Below are 17,228 nucleotides of genomic sequence, written 5' to 3' on the forward strand. Positions count from 1 at the left end.
GCTTTGGTGAAGCGAACCCGGAGAACTGAAACATCTCAGTACCCGGAGGAAAAGACATCAACCGAGATTCCGTTAGTAGTGGCGAGCGAACGCGGACCAGGCCAGTGCCTGGGATATAGTTAGCAGAACGATCTGGAAAGTTCGGCCATAGCGGGTGACAGCCCCGTATGCGAAAATGATATCTCAGGACTTGAGTAGGGCGGAGCACGTGAAACTCTGTCTGAACATGGGGGGACCACCCTCCAAGCCTAAATACTCGTACATGACCGATAGTGAACCAGTACCGTGAGGGAAAGGTGAAAAGCACCCCGATGAGGGGAGTGAAACAGTACCTGAAACCGGATGCCTACAAGCAGTGGGAGGGTCCTTGAGACCTGACCGCGTACCTCTTGCATAATGGGTCTGTGACTTAGTGTATCAAGCAAGCTTAAGCCGTTAGGTGTAGGCGCAGCGAAAGCGAGTCTGAATAGGGCGACCATAGTTTGATGCATTAGACCCGAAACCCGGCGATCTATGCATGACCAGGTTGAAGGTGCGGTAACACGCACTGGAGGACCGAACCGTTCAATGTTGAAAAATTGTCGGATGAGTTGTGCTTAGGGGTGAAAGGCCAATCAAGCCGGGAAATAGCTGGTTCTCCGCGAAATCTATTGAGGTAGAGCGTCGAATATTTGCCGTTGGGGGTAGAGCACTGGATGGATGCGGGGGTCGCGAGATCTACCAATTCTAACCAAACTCCGAATACCAACGAGTCTAGTTCGGCAGACAGACGGCGGGTGCTAAGGTCCGTCGTCAAAAGGGAAACAGCCCTAACCTACAGCTAAGGTCCCCAAGTCACGTCTAAGTGGGAAAGCATGTGGGATTTCCAAAACAACCAGGAGGTTGGCTTAGAAGCAGCCATCCTTTAAAGAAAGCGTAACAGCTCACTGGTCTAAACAAGAGATCCTGCGGCGAAGATGTAACGGGGCTCAAGACGTGCACCGAAGCTTAGGGTTCAGTCTTTGACTGAGCGGTAGCGGAGCGTTCCGTAGGCCGTTGAAGCGGAAGGGTAACCGACCGTGGAGGTATCGGAAGTGCGAATGCAGACATGAGTAGCGATTAACAGTGTGAGATGCACTGTCGCCGAAATTCCAAGGGTTCCTGCTTAAAGCTAATCTGAGCAGGGTAAGCCGGCCCCTAAGACGAGCCCGAAGGGGGTAGTCGATGGGAACCACGTTAATATTCGTGGGCCTGGTGGTGTGTGACGGATGCCGTAACTGGTCAGGGCTTATTGGATTGCTCCTGGCTGGGAAGGTGTCCCAGGAAATAGCCCCACCGTATAGACCGTACCCTAAACCGACACAGGTGGAATGGTAGAGTATACCAAGGCGTTTGAGAGAAGTATCCTGAAGGAACTCGGCAAATTGCCTCCGTACCTTCGGAAGAAGGAGGCCCCATCTATGCGCAAGCACTGATGGGGGGCACAGGCCAGGGGGTAGCGACTGTTTAGCAAAAACACAGGGCTCTGCTAAGTCGGCTTCAAGACGACGTATAGGGCCTGACGCCTGCCCGGTGCCTGAAGGTTAAGAGGAGGAGTGCAAGCTCTGAATTGAAGCCCAGGTAAACGGCGGCCGTAACTATAACGGTCCTAAGGTAGCGAAATTCCTTGTCGGGTAAGTTCCGACCTGCACGAATGGCGTAACGACTTCCCCACTGTCTCCAGGATATGCTCAGCGAAATTGAATTCTCCGTGAAGATGCGGAGTACCCGCGGTTAGACGGAAAGACCCCGTGCACCTTTACTGCAGCTTCAGAGTGGCATTAGGAAAGAACTGTGTAGCATAGGTGGGAGGCTTTGAAGCGATGACGCCAGTTGTCGTGGAGCCATAGGTGAAATACCACCCTGTTGTTTTCTGATGTCTAACCTCGCACCGTTATCCGGTGCAGGGACCCTCTGTGGCGGGTAGTTTGACTGGGGCGGTCGCCTCCTAAAGAGTAACGGAGGCGCGCGATGGTGGGCTCAGGACGGTTGGAAACCGTCTGTTAGAGTGCAATGGCATAAGCCCGCCTGACTGCGAGACTGACAAGTCGAGCAGAGACGAAAGTCGGTCATAGTGATCCGGTGGTCCCTCGTGGAAGGGCCATCGCTCAACGGATAAAAGGTACGCCGGGGATAACAGGCTGATGATTCCCAAGAGCTCATATCGACGGAATCGTTTGGCACCTCGATGTCGGCTCATCACATCCTGGGGCTGGAGCAGGTCCCAAGGGTTTGGCTGTTCGCCAATTAAAGTGGTACGTGAGCTGGGTTCAGAACGTCGCGAGACAGTTTGGTCCCTATCTGCCGTGGGCGTCGAAATTTGAGAGGAGTTGACCCTAGTACGAGAGGACCGGGTTGAACATACCTCTGGTGTACCTGTCGTCACGCCAGTGGCGCAGCAGGGTAGCTATGTATGGACGGGATAACCGCTGAAAGCATCTAAGCGGGAAGCCTCCCTCAAGATAAGATTTCTTCGAGCCGTCGTAGACCACGACGTTGATAGGCTGGATGTGGAAGTGCGGTAACGCATGGAGCTAACCAGTCCTAATTGCTCTGATCACGCTTAAACGGTTCTTATGAACCGCAGAGTCCCACCATCAACAACAGCACTGGACAAAGCACCAGCGCAGACGTTGAAAATGGCGGTTATAAAACAAGCCAGATCTACTAAGTTGTTTGAACGTTCATTTTCTCAAGTGAAAATGAAAACGCGGCTGTTGCCGTGTTTGACAAGCAAACACTCATGTGCACGGCACCGATTAAAACCCTTATATGCGCAAGCTTCATTGCTTGGTGACCATAGCGTCTGTGACCCACCCGATCCCATCCCGAACTCGGCCGTGAAACCAGTCTGCGCCGATGGTACTATTGCTTAAGCACTGGAAGAGTAGGGCGTCGCCAGGCATTGTAGCTCGCGCATATATCTAAAACCCATCACAATGTTCGCGACCTCCGGTCACGCCTCTGGCGCGGGATGGCTGCTATCCTCCATACCGGCTTTTCCCTTGCTTTTATGCATGTACCTCGACCTGTGCGACGAGGCGTTCCTGTGTCCCAAGCAGGGAAATCACGCCGTTCAAGACCAAAAGCCAGATATACTTCCCACGTTCGAGATGTTCGGCATAGAATGGCAGGCCAACGCTATCACGCCAGATGAGTTTGCAGAGGCGGCCGCGTCGTTGCCTACGATCAATGGGAGCGACTGCGGGAGTTCGTGCCCGGTGGCCGTAAGGGCAAGCGGGGCACTCGCAGCGATGGATGGCCTGCTGCCGGTTTGGTGGACACTGAGATAGGCTCAATCAAGCTACACCAGCGTTCCATTCGCAATCTATGGGGCTGAGATAGCCAAGGGTCGAGTGCCTCCGGGTCGGATTGTAGAAGTATTCGATATAGTCGAACACATCGGCCTTCGTCTGGGCTCTCGATCGGTAGACCTTCTTTCCGATCCGCTCGGTCTTGAGGGATGAGACCCGAAGGGCGGCCAAGCCAACAAACTTTCCATGGCTGCATTATCCCAGCAGTTTCCCGACCTGCTCATCGAACAGGTGACGCCATTATCTGCCATGAGCCGCTGGAACTGCTCGCTCGTATATTGGCTACCCTGATCTGAGTGATGCAGCAGGGCATCAGGTTTTCCACGCCTCCAGATTGCCATCATCAGGGCTTCGGTGACGAGTTGCGCCGTCATGCTGTCACTCATCGACCTCCTGAGCCTGTCGAAGGGCCACCACGCGACGCGAGAACAGGTCGATGACAGCAGCCACGTAGAGCCGTCCTTCTGCGGTCCAGATATAGGTGAAGTCCGCCACCCATTTCTGGTTGGGCCTGTCGGCCGTGAACTGGCGATCCAGCAGATTGCCGGCAATGACGGATCGCTCGCCCTGACCTTTGGGAAGACCGCTGGATTCTCGTATCCAAGGGATAAGTGCGGTCTCTTCTGGTTGTAGTCTTCTCCCCAGGCGGAGATCACCACACGGGCGTGGTCAAGGCTCAGGAACAGGGTCTCGTTGACCGGCTCGTCGCGCACGCGACCGTTGAAGCTCTCGGCGTAGCCATTCTGCATCGGCTTGCCCGGGGCAATGCATGATGTCACTGCATCGCTATTCCCGATCAGCCCGGCACTAGCCGACAAATGGAGCAGCGCCATGTGCAGGGCGATCGCGCAATGCTGTCCAACTGACAATGAGATTGGCGCGAAATTAGCGGATGTACCTGGCCATGTGGCCCATCGCCTGATCAATCTGCAGGTCAAAGGTGATGCGATGGTTTGAGCCGGAGGCGGCCGACCCGATGCCGGCCGCATCGCAGCCATCAGTCGCGATAATAGCCGACGCCGACCACATGATCGCCGACCAGCCGAACCAACGATGACTTGCGCTCGATATGATTGTCAGCGCGGTTCAGCCAGACATAGTCGATATGCCCATGGCCCTTCGTCTGCGCGATCTGGATCATCTCCTGCACAATCGGCTTGCCCTCTGCGTCGGTCAAGCGGCTGACGTCGGTGCCGACCATCGATGGTTTGGCGCCATAGGCCTCATAGACTCCATTGAGATCGAAGACGAACACATAGAGTTCGCCGGTGTTGAAGGGGCCGTGCCGCTGGTTGAACTCGGCGAGCGCCTTGTCCGTGCCAACGCGATCGAATTCAGCGACAGCCTTGTCCAGCATCGACTGCGCTTGGGCGGCGCCGGCATGGGCGGCGGCGTTGGCGGCAGTGGCTTGAAGCGCGGCTACGCAAAGGCCGGTGATCAGTATGCGGGGAATGAACCTCATCATGTACCTCCTGCGTCGCCTGCAATTCGTTCGGCGACAGCAATCGGTTACCCCTGCGAAAAGATGTCGTCTTAGGCGCAGATCAAATTGACCTTTGGTATAAGGGTGACCGTCATGCCTGATCTTCCTGTCAACGGCTGCAGGCCGTCCGCTGACCTGTTGCTCACGGCAATCGCCGAGACGGCAAAGGCCAAGGGATGTTCCGTAATGTGGTCTGGCGGCGGCGCGGATGGTGCAGCGGGCATGGCCGCCATGCTGGCGGCGAACGGCAGAGCCTGCACTCAACCGCTAGAGACTGCCCTGATCGACGAACGTATCATTGCTGCTCGGACCAAAGGCGTCATGGTGGCCATGGCGGCAGCGGAGTTGGGGGCGGAAGCTCTTTTCCCGGGAACTGCCCATGCTGCATGATCATCGCTTTGCGCCGCTGGACGACCGAATCAGACTGAAATTGGCGAGCATATTGGTCGCGCTGAGCCAGGACGTGGAAAGCATCGGCGCGGCTATATGCGATGTCGCCGGGGTTGCTGATCAGTACTGCATGGAATTGCAGCGCATCGATCTTGTCGTGCAGAAACAACGTGAAATCGTCCGGATCATCGATCCGGTTGATGTTCAACAAGCCATTCGTTCGATCCCGATCGAGGCATTGCGAACCATGCTGTTGGAATGAAAGGGGGGGATCAACGCATGGTGCTGCTGTCGGGGAGCATGAGTGAGCGCAGAGGAGATGGTGCCGCGAAATAATAGCCTTGCGCCCTGTCACATCCTTCGCGGCGCAAGATGGCGAGCTGGCTTGCATTTTCAACGCCCTCCGCGATCGTGGTCATGTTCAAAGCTCTTGCCAATGCGATGACTGCGCGAACGATGGCGAGGGTGCTCTCCTGCTGTTCCAACCCCTGGACGAAGGACTTGTCGATCTTGATTGTGTCGAACGGGAATGCGCGCAGGTAGTTCAGCGAGGAATAGCCGGTGCCAAAGTCGTCAAGCGCGATCCGTACGCCCAGCGCGCGAATATCCCGGAGGGCGTGAAGATTGCCAAGATGATCCTGCATGAAGATATTCTCGGTGATTTCCAGTTCGATGCGTGTGTTGTCGACGCTGGTTTCGCGCAATATGGCTGCGAAACGCTCGACAAAGCCCGGCGATCGCAACTGTGTTGGCGACAGGTTGATCGCAACGGTACAGTCTAGAGGCCAGTTGGGCAGATCTTCGCATGCGCGTCGGATCGCAAATTCGCCCAGTCGCGTGATGAGGCCGCTATCTTCCGCCAGTGGTATGAAGCTGTTTGGCATCATCAACCCCAGCTGTGGATGGCGCCAGCGCATCAGCCCTTCATGGGCGACAATTTGTTCCGGCCGGTTCCATCGTGTCGGCAAATATGATCGCGACATCTATATTCAAGCGACCTACAGTCCGATTTTCGACTTGGACAACCAGCCTGTCCGGGTCGTCAAATATGCTTATGACATAACGGATCAGATTCAGCTCGAAAAGCGTATATCCGAACGATCCGTCGATATGAACAAGGTTGTCGATGCGCTCAGTACCTCCATACTGAACATCGTGCAACAGACCGGCAACGCTACCGGTTTGGCAGAGGAAACGCAGTTCAACGCCAACCAAGGGTTCGAGGCATTGGGCACTGCCATTCAGTCGATCGAACAGATTCAGCAAGCCACGACGGAGGTGGCTGACATTGTCTCGATCATCGGTGACCTCGCAGGTCAGACCAATGTGCTCGCCTTCAATGCGGCGATCGAAGCGGCGCGGGCGGGCGAACATGGCGTCGGATTTTCGGTCGTTGCCGATGAGGTCCGCAAGCTGGCCGAACGCAGCGGCGAAGCAGCAGGCAAGATCCACAAATTGATCGACCTCTCGTCCGCTTTGGTGGGGCAGGGCAATGAGCGGTCACAGAATGCCCGCCACGCCTTTGCTGCCATTGTCGAAAGCGTGCGCAAGACGAATGGGGCGATCGGTGAAATCAGTCGCGCCGCGAACGGACAAAAGGAGGTGACCGATCGTGTCATCGCCCTCATCAATGATCTAGGGCAGGCCGCGCAGGGCAAGGTTGCATGAACGCCCCAGTCTCCATTGACGTGGCACGTTGCGGGGCGCTCGATCAAATGACGGTGGGGTTGATCCGCCTCGCCAATCTCACAATAGCCATGCCGGTCGATCGAATTCGCGAGATGGTGGCTAGGCCGACAAACTTTGAGCCTGCGCCGGGGCCGCGCGGGTTGATCGTTGGGGCTATCATTTTGCGCGGCACCATAATTCCCGTCGTCGACCTTGCGCAAGCGCTGGGCGCTGCTGCTGATCCCAGTGACGACTGCACGATGGTAGTCATCGTTCATATGGGCCAGCAACTGATCGGCGTACTCGCAAATGGTCCCGAAGGCGTTCATTCGATTGGCACCGGATTGATCCAGCCGATGAATTTGGGCACCGTCGATATCGCCAGCCGACTGCTTGTCGGCAGCTTCGTTCTGGGCGCCGCTCTGGTCTATCTTTTGGATACGAACGCAATCGCCGACCTGCCTGGCGTCTGGATGACGAGCGAGCGGCCGCGCTCTGGCGAAACGGAATCCCGCGGTCAGCAATTTTTGACCATCCGGATTTCCCAACATATATTTGCAATCGACATCGGCGTCGTGCGCGCTGTTCTGCCAAAGCCCGACATTCTTCCGCCTCCCTGTGACATAGACGGGTGGGAGGGATTCGTTACCTATCTGGGATGCAAGGTTGCGCTTGTTAGGTCGCACTGGTGCCTTGGTATCGGCGACGCCGGGGGGGATGTGAAGGCCGCATTGATTCTGCAAATGTCCGATAACTGCCAAATTGCGCTGATTATTGATCAGGTGTGTGCTTTAGAACGCTTCGCCATCGACACTATACGTCCGATGCCCCCTCTCGTTTCGCTGCACCCTGAATTGTTTCTGGGTGTTCAATCGAGAATGGATGGCGATCACTACTATGTAATCGACCCTAAAATGCTGTCATCTGACGACAGGGTCGCCAGCCTTATGAGGGTGTCCGACACCGCAGGGCAGGTGCGCACAAGTACCTGTCATGATAGGACTTCACCTGCGACAGGCGTGGCGCATCTTCTGGTTGAGATGGATTGGACATGTGCGGTGCCACTGCATCAGATCAGCCAGGTTAACGCATTCCCGCACCATGTGCGGGCTTTGCCTGATCGTGAAAGATGGTTGATCGGGGAATGCGCTCAGCGCGATGTCTCGCTCCCTATCATCGACCTTGCCTGTCTGCTGGGAATGCAGCCGACGACATTGAATGGCCATGCACGCCTACTGATAGTTGAACGTGAAGGACGAAGTATTGCCTTGGCGGTAAATGGTCTGCGAAATATTATTGTGGGGCGCAGGGAGGCGATTGGGACAAGGGCCGGGTTTGCGATTCCCGATCTCGATACAGCGGTCCCAGAAGCCATTTTGGTTCAGCCGTGCGCGCGGCGAGCGATGTGCTATCCTGTTCTCGACATAGAAGATTTGCTCCGTAGACACGCGCTTTTTTGACAAGCATAGGACCAGCAACGGCTGCCGTTGGAGGGTTTGACAGTCACCATGAAGATCATAGGGCGCTGACCTGCCCCCTTGCTCAGTGGCCCAGAGACCATGATAGTCTGGACCACGAAAGGAACGACGGCTGCCATTCAAGAAGCACAAGCCGGAAGAGATCATCGGCAAGCTGCGTGAAGTTGAAACCGCTCTGGCGCAGGGGACTTCTACCGCCGAAGAATGCCATCGGATCGGGGTCAGCGAGCAGACCTGTTATCGCTGGCGCAAGGAATATGGCGGGCTGAAGACCGACCAGGCACGGCGGATGAAAGATCTGGAGAAGGAAAACCAGCGGCTGCACCGGCCTATCTCGGACCTGACGCTGGACAAGCTGATCCTGGAGGCGGCGGGCGATGTCGGGAGAACCTGGCGGTGCCAGGCCAGCATCCCTGCCCACTTTCGCGGCAGTCGAGCTTTCTGCCCCGGTTCCGGCACTGCCGGCGCCCGGCAGTCATATCGGGATCGAACTGCCCTCGGGTGTGAAGCTGATCGTGGATGCCGACATAGATGCCGACGCACCGGCACGGGTCATTGCCGTTCTCAAGCGATGATCCCACTGCCACCTTCCACCCAATTTTATCTGGCCTGCGGCGCGACCGACATGCGCAGGCGGCTCTGACGCGAGGTCGCGCAAGGTCACGGTAGTGGCTGTCAGCTTGGTGATGATCGCACTGGTGATGGAGCGGCTTACAAAATATTCACCGGTAAAACTGGAGTGGATGCGAAGCAGCGCCCTTGCCGATCGCGTCCTCGATATGGCTGCGGACCTTGGCGCCAGCCTTGTCGTCGATCAGCGGGCCGATCGGGCTGGCGGGATCGTCGCCGCGGCCGAGCTTCAAGGCATCGGCAGCCTTGGCAAAGGCATCAACGAAGCGGTCGTAAATCCCCGCCTGCACATAGAAGCGATTGGCGCAGACGCAGGTCTGTCCGGCATTGCGAAACTTGGAATCGATGGCGCTCCGCATCGCCTGGTCCAGATTGGCATCATCGAACACGATGAAGGGCGCATTGCCGCCCAGTTCCAGGCTGAGCTTCTTGATGGTTGGCGCACTCTGGGCATAGAGCAGCGCACCGACCTTGGCCGATCCGGTGAAGCTGAGCTTGCGCACCACCGGGCTTGCCGTCAGCGCGCCGCCAATCACGCGGGCCTGCCCCGTGACGATATTCTGCACGCCATCGGGCAACCCGGCCTCCTGCGCCAGCGCACCCAGCGCGAGCGCGGTCAGCGCGGGGGCTGGGGATGGGGATGACGTCGCCATAGGCGCGCTTGGCTTCCTCGGCGAACCATGAAGTTCGCGGCATAGCGCCCTTCTCCCTTGGTCTCGGCCAGAGGCTTGCCCCGTTCGGCAGTCAGGATCGCGGCCAGCTGTTCCTCATGGGCAAGGATCAGCGCATGGTGGCGCAGCAATATGGCCGACCGGTCCGCCGCGCTACGCGCCGCCCAGAGCGGGAAGGCGCGTTCGGCGGCGGCAATGGCCTGCTCGGTTTCTGCGGTGCCCAGGCGCGGCACGCTGCCGACCGGGTTGTCATCGGCGGGGTTGAGCACGTCACGTCGGCTAAACCCTGTCGCTGCCGCCGACGACCGTCAATATTCTTCCGCCAGCCGGTGCAGGCCCGCGCCGATGGCGGCACCGATCGAGTCGGGTGATTCCTGCGCCAGTTGCATCTGGCCTACCCGAATGCTGGTTTCGATCACATGGCGGCATCGGACGAAGCGGCGCGCCTGATAGGCGGCAAGGCCCGCCTCGATACCGTCCGCCCGGTCCAGTTCCTCGGTCAGGACCAGCGCGCTTTCCACCGCCATGCCCGCACCGCAGGCCATGTGCGGCGTGGTAGCATGGACCGCGTCGCCCAGCAGCACGATATGCCCGCTATGCCACGGCCCCGGTTGCAGGGCGGCGGCCAGCGGGCGATAGTTGATCCAGTCGTCGCGCGTCATATGATCGCGTATCCAACCGGCATTGCCGCCGAAATCGGCCAGATTTTCGTGCAGCTGGACGAACAGTTCCTCGTCGGTGAAATGGGTTTCGCGTGGCACATGCGGGGTCAGCATCCACAGATAGACCATCTCCGCGCCGCAGCGGTTGATGCCGGCCGGCACCCGATGACCGAAATAGAATTCGCCCTTCGTCAGTGTCGGCGGACGGCGGATCGACAGGCGCCAGCATCCCTGCCCGGTTGGCTGCGCCTCGGCCATATGGGGGAAGGCAAGCCGTCGCACGCCCGAATAGATGCTGTCCGCGCCCACGACGATGTCGAAATCGCCTCGTTCGCCATTGGTGAAGGTCACGGCTACGCCGCCATCGTCGCGCTGGTCGAGCGCGCTGACCGACAGGCCGAGCCGGATGGCAATGGGTAGTGCGCGCACCCGCGTCTGCATGATCCGGTGCAATACCGGGCGCATGATGCCGCCGGTCGCGGGCAGTCCTTCCTCCAGCGCCGGCTCGTCCAGATCGTGTAACCGGGTGCCGTCATAACGGAAGATGGTCGCCCCTTCGGCAATGGCGCCCTGTGCCTTGATCGCGTCCAGCAGGCCCAGACGGCGATAGGCGCGCAGCGTCGGCCCGGTGATGGTGATCCCCGCGCCATAGACGCGCCATTCGGGATCGATGTCGACCAGCATGACATCGCCGCCGCGCTCGGCGAAGCGGATCGCAGCGGCCATGCCGCCGATCCCGCCGCCCACGATCAGGATGCGCCTGCCCGAAATCAGCCCCGAAACCATGAATGCTATCCTCCCCGCCGCGTCTTCTGTTCGACCACTTATCGGTGGGCGGGGCGCGGGCGGAAAATCCTTTGGGTCAATAGCTGCTATCAGGTGCGTGGATAGCAATGCCGGTCGTTTCGCGCCCGTCCACGCCCGCAGATAGGTGCCATCCAGCAAATCAATGTGACTTTTCCGTCGCGCTCGCCAGAATTGCCCAAAATCAAATCATATTGGGGAGAGAGACATGCGTAATCTTTTGCTGGCCACCACAGCCATTGCCGGCATTCTGGGTGCCACGCCCGCATGGGCGCAGGCGCCGGAACAGGCGCCAGAGCAGGCGGCCGATCAGTCGGCGCAGGGTTCGGTGGGCCTGGATGAAATCGTCGTCACCGCGCAGCGCAAGGAAGAAAGCGCGCAGAAGGCCGCTGTCGCTATCGATGCGGTGACCGGCAACGACCTGTTGCAGCAGGGTATCGCCAAGGCTGAAGACATTACCAAGACTGTACCCGCCATCAGCATCACCAATGGCGGCGGTTCGAATACATCGATTTTCATCCGCGGCGTCGGCAATATCACGTCGAGCAGCTATAATGACCCGGCGGTGACGCCCAGCTATGACGGCGTTGTGCTGGCGCGTGCGGCGGGTGCCTTCGGCTCGGCCTTCTACGACCTTGCCCGTGTCGAGGTGCTCAAGGGACCACAGGGCATCCTCTATGGTCGCAATGCGACCGGCGGTGCGGTCAATATCATCCCCGCTCGCCCGGAGCTTGGCAAGAATGGCGCCGGCTTCAACGTCTCCTTCGGTAATTATGACGCGGTCAGCGCCGATGGCTATCTGAACTTCGCCACCAGCGACAACAGCGCCCTGCGCCTCGCTGCCACGCGCCAGGTGCATGACGGCTATAATCGCGACGGCAGTGACGATCTGAAGCGCACCGGGCTGCGCGGCCAGTTTCTGATCGAACCCAGCGACGCGCTGACTCTGCGTGTCGGGGCGGACTGGACCAAGGTGGGCGGGGTCGGGCCGGGGGGCAGCTATATCGGTGCCTACACGCCCGGAGCCTCCGGCTATACTTTCACGCCCAGCGGCTTCGATGCGTCGGAAGGCTATAATACGGCCGCCGCCAACGCCTATCGGCAAACGCTGATCGGCGCGCCCGGTTTCGGCTTCCTCAACGCCATGAACCAGGACCAGTCGGTCGACTATGTCTATTGGGGCGTGAATGCCGAACTGAACTGGAAGACCGATGTCGGCACGTTCACCCTGATCCCCGCTTATCGCAAGTCGAAGGGGTCGAGCTATTTCTACGGTCCGGCATTCAACACCGCCTATACGGCCGAAACGGACAAGCAATATAGTCTGGAGGCGCGCCTCGCCGGATCGGTCGGCATGATCGACTATGTCGTTGGTGGCTTCTATTTCAACGAAACGATCGATGCCAACAACGAATATAATCAGGAATTCGTGCTGCCGATCCAGTCCTACACGCACAAGACGAAAAGCTGGGCCGGCTTTGGCCAGTTGACCGCGCATGTCAGCGATCGTTTCCGCCTCGTCGGTGGCGCGCGCTACACCCATGACAAGAAGTCGATGGACGGCATCATCAACAATTTCATCACCTTCTGCGGTGGCCTGCCGCCGGCCAACATCGTGCCGCCGGCGTCCTTCGCGGCCGGTTGCGCGGCGCCCGGTGCGCTGCCGCGCTATCCCAATTTCCTGACCACCGGCGACACGGTGAACTGGCTCGTCAGCAATGGCTGGATCGCGGCGGGCAGCACCGACCAGGCCAATCCGCAGGTTTTCCCCCTGCTCAACGGCACCGGCACGATCCTGAAGACCTATAATCCGGTCGTCGACAGCGGCACTTATTCGCGCGTCACCTGGAAAGCATCGGCGGAATTTGATGTCGGCCCGCAGAACCTGCTCTATGCTACGGCGGAAACCGGCTATCGCGCCGGCGGTTTCCAGTTGGCGGAGGGCAAGTCCCGCTACGATCCCGAATTTATCACTGCCTATACGGTCGGGTCCAAGAACCGCTTTTTCAACAACCGGGTCCAGCTCAATCTCGAAGGCTTCTACTGGAAATATAAGGACCAGCAGATAACCTATTTCACCGTCGATACGAGCGGAACGCTGATAAATTCGAACGAAAATGCGGGCAAGGCCACGATCAAGGGCTTCGATGTCGATGCGGTGGTCAAGGCGACCCGGACGACGACGCTGAATGCCAAGGTGCAATATCTCAAGGCGACTTATGACGACCTGCACCTCTACACCGCATCGCCGCGCGACAATATCGCCTGTCCCTTCACATTGACCGGTGCCACCGCGGGCGGCGCCCCGGTTAAGGACTTCAACTGTTCGGGCAAGCCCTTGCTCTATTCGCCCAAATGGACCGTCAATCTGGGCGCGGAGCAGGTGGTGCCGATCGGCCGGTCGCTCGAACTGGTCGGCAATGTCGCGACCGCCTGGCGCGACGACCAGTGGGGCGCGTTCGAATATCTCGATTTCGAACATATCCGCGCCTATTGGCAGACGGACCTCAACCTGACCCTGCGTGCGGCCGATGGTGGCTGGTCGCTGGGGGCCTTCCTCTACAATCTGGAGAATAAGCGTCGGGTCGCAACGCCGCAACGTTCGCCGATCGGCATGGCGGTCGCCCGCTATACCGCGCCGCAAACCTATGGGGTGCGCTTCTCGGCAAACTTCTGATCGGACGGGGGGTAAAGGGGGAAGAGGGCAGGGCGTGTGTCCTGCCCTCGACATTCATGGAGAGGAACAGGCATGCAGGTTGATCGACGGCTATTCCTTGGCGGTGCCGGTGCGCTCGGCGCCTTGGCCGCCAGCGGCGAAGGGCGGGCCGCTTCCGCCAAAATCAGGCGGCCCAACATCGTCTTCATCATGGCCGACGATCTGGGCTATGCCGACCTGTCGTGCACCGGGTCGCATCATATCAGGACACCCGCGATCGACAGTATCGCCGCGCAGGGCATCCAGCTCAGCCAGGGCTATGCGAACAGTTCCATCTGCTCGCCGACCCGCACCGCGCTGCTGACCGGATGCTACCAATATCGCTTTGCGATCGGGATCGAGGAACCGCTGGGGCCGGCCGCGCCGCAGGGGATCGGCGTCCCGCTCGACCGGCCGACCATCGCCTCGGTCATGCGGGCGATCGGCTATCGCACCAAATTGATCGGCAAATGGCATCTGGGTGAACCGCCCAAACATAGCCCGCTGCACCATGGCTATGACGAGTTTTTCGGCATCGTCGAAGGTGCGGCCGACTATTTCCGGCACCATATGGTGATGGGCGGCAAGGATGTCGGCATCGGCCTGGCACAGGGCGACACGCCGATCGAGCGCAACGGCTATCTGACCGACCTGTTCGGGGATGAGGCGGTGAAGACGATCGAGCAGGCCGGCGACGCGCCTTTCTTCATGAGCCTGCACTTCAACGCGCCGCACTGGCCCTGGGAAGGGCGGGAGGATGCGGCCGTGGCGCCGACGCTCGGCGCGTCCTTCCACTATAATGGCGGCAGCCTGCCCAAATATAAGGAAATGGTCGAGGCGATGGACCAGAATGTCGCCAAATTGCTCGCCGCGTTGGAGCGGAGCGGGAAGGCGGACGATACCATCGTCATCTTCACCAGCGACAATGGCGGGGAGCGTTTCTCCGAAACCTGGCCCTTCACCGGGATCAAGGGAGAGTTACTGGAGGGCGGCATCCGCGTGCCGCTGCTGATGCGCTGGCCGGGCAGGATCGCGGCCGGCTCGACCTCCGATCAGGTGATGATCTCGATGGATTTCCTGCCGACCCTGCTGGCAATGGCAGGGGGCAGCGTCGCCAGGGCCGGGACGTTCGACGGCATGGACTTGTCGGCGCAACTGACCGGCAAGGCGGCGCCGGCCACGCGCGCGCTCTATTGGCGCTACAAGGGCAATGGGCAGGCGGCGCTGCGCGAGGGCGACTGGAAATATCTGAAGCTGGGCGGGAAGGAGCATCTGTTCAATCTGGCGCAGGATGCGCGGGAACGGGCCGACCACGCCGAGGATGATCCCGCCCGGCTGAAGGCGATGCGGCTGCAATGGGACAGCTGGAATGCGCAGATGCTGCCCTATCCGCTGGGCAGTTTCAGTGAGGATGTGCGGGACCATTATGCGGATCGGTATTGAAGCATGACGATTATCGTGACGGGTGCGGGCGGTTTTGTCGGGCGGCAACTGGTGCAACGGTTGCTGGCGGCAGGGCAATCGGTCGTGGGCATGGATGCGGCGGCGGGTGGCATCCCCGCCGGCGCGCGCGCGGTCGTAGGTGACATCTGCTCCGCCGGGGTACGGGCGGAGGCGTTTGCCGACGGCTGCACGGCGCTGGTCCATCTCGCCACCGTGCCGGGTGGCGCGGCGGAGGCCGATCCGGCGGCATCGCGCCGGGTCAATATCGACGCCATGTACGACCTGCTGGACGCGGCGAAGGCGGCGGGGAAGCGGCCCCGCGTCGTCTATGCCAGTTCGATCGCGGTGTTCGGCGATCCGCTGCCGGCGCAGGGGGTGGATGACCAGACTCCGCTGGCACCGCGCATGGTCTATGGCGGGCACAAGGCGATGATGGAGGTCGCCGTCGCGATGATGCACCATCGCGGCGAGATCGAAGGGGTCAGCGTTCGCCTGCCCGGCATCCTCGCCCGGCCCAAGGGCCCGTCGGGCATGAAATCCGCCTTCATGAGCGACCTGTTCCATGCCCTGCGCGCGGGCGAGCCTTTCACCTGTCCGGTGTCGGCGGATGCGACCATCTGGGCGCAGTCGGTCAGCCGCTGTGCCGACAATCTGCTCCATGCGATCGATATGGACGCATCCCTGATGCCGGCTACGCGCGTTGTGACGCTCCCGGCGCAGCGCATCACCATGGGCGATCTGGCGGCGGAAATCGCGCGCCAGTGCGGCACGTCGGCCGATCTGGTCAGCTATCGCCCGGACGCCGCGCTGGAGGCAGCCTTTGGCGCCCATCCGCCCCTGTCCACGCCCGCTGCCGACCGTGCCGGCTTTGCCCATGATGGCGATGTTGCTAGGCTGGTGGCCAATGCATTGTCGGTCATAGCGGCAGGCTGAAAAGAGGAGAGCGACATGCGGTTCGACAGGCTGGATCTCAATCTGCTGGTGGCGCTCGACGCGCTGCTCAGCGAACGTAGCGTCAGCCTGGCGGCGGATCGCATCTGCCTGTCGCAGTCGGCGACCTCCTCCGCCCTTGGCCGCCTGCGCGAATATTTCGCCGACGACCTGCTGGTGCAGAAGGGGCGACAGATGGTGCTGACGGCCCGCGCAGAGGGGCTGGTCGAACCGGTGCGCGCGGTGCTGGAGCAGATCCGCACCACCATCGCGGTGCCGCCGCCGTTCGATCCGGCGACGTCGGAACGCACGATCCGCATCATGGCATCGGACTATATGACCGAAGTGCTGCTGGCCGGGGCGATGACCGATCTGCAAGGGCAGGCGCCCGGCATGCGGTTCGAAATCCAGTCGCTGACCGAAGTACTGCTGGACTCGCTGGAGCGCGGCGCGATCGACCTGCTCGTCACCATCGACTATGCGATTTCCGCCGATCATCCGAGCCAGATATTGTTCGAGGATGACTATGTCGTCGTCGGCTGGAACGGCAACCCCGCCATGGCCGAACCGATGACGAAGGAGCAATATTTCGAGATGGGCCATGTCACCGCCCGTTTCGGCCGCGCGCGTGTATCGGCGTTCGAGGACTGGTTCGTACGGCGGCAAAAGCGGCAGCGCCGGATCGAGATCGTCACCCATAGCTTCCTGTCGATGGCCGGGCTGGTCATCGGCTCCAACCGGATCGCGACCATGCACCGGCGGCTGGCGACGCGTATGGCGGAATATCTGCCGCTGACGCTGCGCGAGGTGCCGATGGACATTCCGCCGATCCGGGAGGCGATCCAGTGGCATATTTCCAGCAATAACGACCCGGCGATCCGCTGGGTGGTGGAACGGATCGTCGCCGGGGCGCAAACGCCGGCGCAAGCCGGAAACAGCATCATATCGCTGAACGAAGCCCGCATCTCTCGCGAGGAACTGGCCGCCCAGTTCCTGAGCGACTCTACGCCGCGCGGCAGAAGCTAGCGCCGTGATCCGCCGC

General features: G+C 60.1%; 14 protein-coding genes, 2 rRNA genes and 4 pseudogenes (1 of these 20 cut by a window edge). 13 read left to right on the forward strand and 7 right to left on the reverse strand.

Annotated elements, in window-relative coordinates:
• From ACNHGR_RS23540 to ACNHGR_RS23550, 3 genes and pseudogenes are all read left to right on the forward strand, one after another.
• A 23S ribosomal RNA gene (locus tag ACNHGR_RS23540) occupies positions 1-2,585 on the forward strand; it begins 223 nt to the left of the window's first position.
• A 222-nt stretch (positions 2,586-2,807) separates the two neighbouring features.
• Positions 2,808-2,922, forward strand: a 5S ribosomal RNA gene (gene rrf, locus ACNHGR_RS23545).
• A 265-nt stretch (positions 2,923-3,187) separates the two neighbouring features.
• Positions 3,188-3,277: pseudogene (locus tag ACNHGR_RS23550) on the forward strand (IS5/IS1182 family transposase); the annotation flags it as partial.
• A gap of 40 nt (positions 3,278-3,317) precedes the next feature.
• Here ACNHGR_RS23550 and ACNHGR_RS23555 read toward each other — a convergent pair.
• The 3 genes and pseudogenes from ACNHGR_RS23555 to ACNHGR_RS23565 all read right to left on the reverse strand — a co-directional run.
• A pseudogene (locus tag ACNHGR_RS23555) lies at positions 3,318-3,992 on the reverse strand (IS3 family transposase); the annotation flags it as partial.
• Positions 3,917-4,099, reverse strand: a pseudogene (locus ACNHGR_RS23560) (integrase core domain-containing protein); the annotation flags it as partial. The pseudogenes ACNHGR_RS23560 and ACNHGR_RS23555, both read right to left, overlap by 76 nt.
• 230 nt (positions 4,100-4,329) lie before the next feature.
• Complete coding sequence (locus tag ACNHGR_RS23565) at positions 4,330-4,794, reverse strand: cache domain-containing protein (RefSeq protein WP_184274944.1); 465 nt, start codon at positions 4,792-4,794, stop codon at positions 4,330-4,332.
• A 114-nt stretch (positions 4,795-4,908) separates the two neighbouring features.
• Here ACNHGR_RS23565 and ACNHGR_RS23570 point away from each other — a divergent pair, with 114 nt between their 5' ends.
• Positions 4,909-5,205 carry a chemotaxis protein CheB gene (locus tag ACNHGR_RS23570; RefSeq protein ID WP_475289363.1) on the forward strand — a complete coding sequence of 99 codons (297 nt, stop codon included), beginning with the start codon at positions 4,909-4,911 and terminating at the stop codon, positions 5,203-5,205.
• Positions 5,195-5,467: a hypothetical protein gene (locus ACNHGR_RS23575; RefSeq protein ID WP_475289364.1), complete on the forward strand. Its 273-nt coding sequence runs from the start codon at positions 5,195-5,197 to the stop codon at positions 5,465-5,467. Before ACNHGR_RS23570 ends, ACNHGR_RS23575 begins: the two co-directional genes overlap by 11 nt.
• 10 nt (positions 5,468-5,477) lie before the next feature.
• On the opposite strand, the gene ACNHGR_RS23580 is transcribed toward ACNHGR_RS23575, so the two are convergent.
• Complete coding sequence (locus ACNHGR_RS23580) at positions 5,478-6,188, reverse strand: EAL domain-containing protein (protein WP_475289365.1); 711 nt, start codon at positions 6,186-6,188, stop codon at positions 5,478-5,480.
• Between the two features lie 127 nt (positions 6,189-6,315).
• Here ACNHGR_RS23580 and ACNHGR_RS23585 point away from each other — a divergent pair, with 127 nt between their 5' ends.
• The 4 genes and pseudogenes from ACNHGR_RS23585 to ACNHGR_RS23600 all read left to right on the forward strand — a co-directional run bounded on the left by ACNHGR_RS23585 (position 6,316) and on the right by ACNHGR_RS23600 (position 8,926).
• The gene (locus ACNHGR_RS23585; protein WP_475289366.1) at positions 6,316-6,873 is read left to right on the forward strand and encodes a methyl-accepting chemotaxis protein; all 558 of its coding nucleotides are present in this window, start codon (positions 6,316-6,318) and stop codon (positions 6,871-6,873) included.
• A complete protein-coding gene (locus tag ACNHGR_RS23590; RefSeq protein WP_475289367.1) occupies positions 6,870-8,333 on the forward strand; it encodes a chemotaxis protein CheW in 1,464 nt (487 codons plus the stop codon). Before ACNHGR_RS23585 ends, ACNHGR_RS23590 begins: the two co-directional genes overlap by 4 nt.
• A 130-nt stretch (positions 8,334-8,463) precedes the next feature.
• Positions 8,464-8,724 (forward strand): annotated as a pseudogene (locus tag ACNHGR_RS23595) (transposase); the annotation flags it as partial.
• Positions 8,725-8,728: 4 nt separating this feature from the next.
• Positions 8,729-8,926 carry a transposase gene (locus tag ACNHGR_RS23600; RefSeq protein ID WP_475289369.1) on the forward strand — a complete coding sequence of 66 codons (198 nt, stop codon included), beginning with the start codon at positions 8,729-8,731 and terminating at the stop codon, positions 8,924-8,926.
• Between the two features lie 147 nt (positions 8,927-9,073).
• Here ACNHGR_RS23600 and ACNHGR_RS23605 read toward each other — a convergent pair whose 3' ends face one another.
• From ACNHGR_RS23605 to ACNHGR_RS23615, 3 genes are read right to left on the reverse strand one after another with little or no spacing between them, the layout of a single operon-like run.
• Positions 9,074-9,634, reverse strand: coding sequence for an aldehyde dehydrogenase family protein (locus tag ACNHGR_RS23605; RefSeq protein ID WP_475289370.1), 561 nt, complete (start codon positions 9,632-9,634; stop codon positions 9,074-9,076).
• Positions 9,598-9,921 carry an aldehyde dehydrogenase family protein gene (locus ACNHGR_RS23610; protein WP_475289371.1) on the reverse strand — a complete coding sequence of 108 codons (324 nt, stop codon included), beginning with the start codon at positions 9,919-9,921 and terminating at the stop codon, positions 9,598-9,600. Before ACNHGR_RS23610 ends, ACNHGR_RS23605 begins: the two co-directional genes overlap by 37 nt.
• Before the next feature lie 39 nt (positions 9,922-9,960).
• Positions 9,961-11,100 (reverse strand): FAD-dependent monooxygenase, encoded by a 1,140-nt coding sequence (locus ACNHGR_RS23615; protein WP_475289373.1) that lies wholly within the window; start codon positions 11,098-11,100, stop codon positions 9,961-9,963.
• Positions 11,101-11,326: 226 nt separating this feature from the next.
• Here ACNHGR_RS23615 and ACNHGR_RS23620 point away from each other — a divergent pair, with 226 nt between their 5' ends.
• From ACNHGR_RS23620 to ACNHGR_RS23635, 4 genes are all read left to right on the forward strand, one after another.
• Positions 11,327-13,795: a TonB-dependent receptor gene (locus ACNHGR_RS23620; RefSeq protein ID WP_475289374.1), complete on the forward strand. Its 2,469-nt coding sequence runs from the start codon at positions 11,327-11,329 to the stop codon at positions 13,793-13,795.
• 72 nt (positions 13,796-13,867) lie between these two features.
• Positions 13,868-15,256, forward strand: a complete 1,389-nt coding sequence (locus ACNHGR_RS23625; RefSeq protein ID WP_475289376.1) for a sulfatase family protein — start codon at positions 13,868-13,870, stop codon at positions 15,254-15,256.
• Between the two features lie 3 nt (positions 15,257-15,259).
• Entirely contained in the window at positions 15,260-16,189 is a 930-nt protein-coding gene (locus ACNHGR_RS23630; RefSeq protein ID WP_475289377.1) for an NAD-dependent epimerase/dehydratase family protein, read from the forward strand.
• Between the two features lie 15 nt (positions 16,190-16,204).
• Positions 16,205-17,212 carry a LysR family transcriptional regulator gene (locus ACNHGR_RS23635; RefSeq protein ID WP_475289378.1) on the forward strand — a complete coding sequence of 336 codons (1,008 nt, stop codon included), beginning with the start codon at positions 16,205-16,207 and terminating at the stop codon, positions 17,210-17,212.
• Positions 17,213-17,228 lie beyond the last annotated feature (16 nt).

This window comes from Sphingobium sp. RS1 (assembly GCF_056156825.1).

What these genes read in the sequence shown, in the direction of transcription:
- ACNHGR_RS23565 (WP_184274944.1), bottom strand. Translation starts at nt 4,794, where the DNA reads ATGAGGTTCATTCCCCGCATACTGATCACCGGCCTTTGCGTAGCCGCG.
- ACNHGR_RS23570 (WP_475289363.1), top strand. Translation starts at nt 4,909, where the DNA reads ATGCCTGATCTTCCTGTCAACGGCTGCAGGCCGTCCGCTGACCTGTTG.
- ACNHGR_RS23575 (WP_475289364.1), top strand. Translation starts at nt 5,195, where the DNA reads ATGCTGCATGATCATCGCTTTGCGCCGCTGGACGACCGAATCAGACTG.
- ACNHGR_RS23580 (WP_475289365.1), bottom strand. Translation starts at nt 6,188, where the DNA reads ATGTCGCGATCATATTTGCCGACACGATGGAACCGGCCGGAACAAATT.
- ACNHGR_RS23585 (WP_475289366.1), top strand. Translation starts at nt 6,316, where the DNA reads ATGAACAAGGTTGTCGATGCGCTCAGTACCTCCATACTGAACATCGTG.
- ACNHGR_RS23590 (WP_475289367.1), top strand. Translation starts at nt 6,870, where the DNA reads ATGAACGCCCCAGTCTCCATTGACGTGGCACGTTGCGGGGCGCTCGAT.
- ACNHGR_RS23600 (WP_475289369.1), top strand. Translation starts at nt 8,729, where the DNA reads ATGTCGGGAGAACCTGGCGGTGCCAGGCCAGCATCCCTGCCCACTTTC.
- ACNHGR_RS23605 (WP_475289370.1), bottom strand. Translation starts at nt 9,634, where the DNA reads ATGGCGACGTCATCCCCATCCCCAGCCCCCGCGCTGACCGCGCTCGCG.
- ACNHGR_RS23615 (WP_475289373.1), bottom strand. Translation starts at nt 11,100, where the DNA reads ATGGTTTCGGGGCTGATTTCGGGCAGGCGCATCCTGATCGTGGGCGGC.
- ACNHGR_RS23620 (WP_475289374.1), top strand. Translation starts at nt 11,327, where the DNA reads ATGCGTAATCTTTTGCTGGCCACCACAGCCATTGCCGGCATTCTGGGT.
- ACNHGR_RS23625 (WP_475289376.1), top strand. Translation starts at nt 13,868, where the DNA reads ATGCAGGTTGATCGACGGCTATTCCTTGGCGGTGCCGGTGCGCTCGGC.
- ACNHGR_RS23630 (WP_475289377.1), top strand. Translation starts at nt 15,260, where the DNA reads ATGACGATTATCGTGACGGGTGCGGGCGGTTTTGTCGGGCGGCAACTG.
- ACNHGR_RS23635 (WP_475289378.1), top strand. Translation starts at nt 16,205, where the DNA reads ATGCGGTTCGACAGGCTGGATCTCAATCTGCTGGTGGCGCTCGACGCG.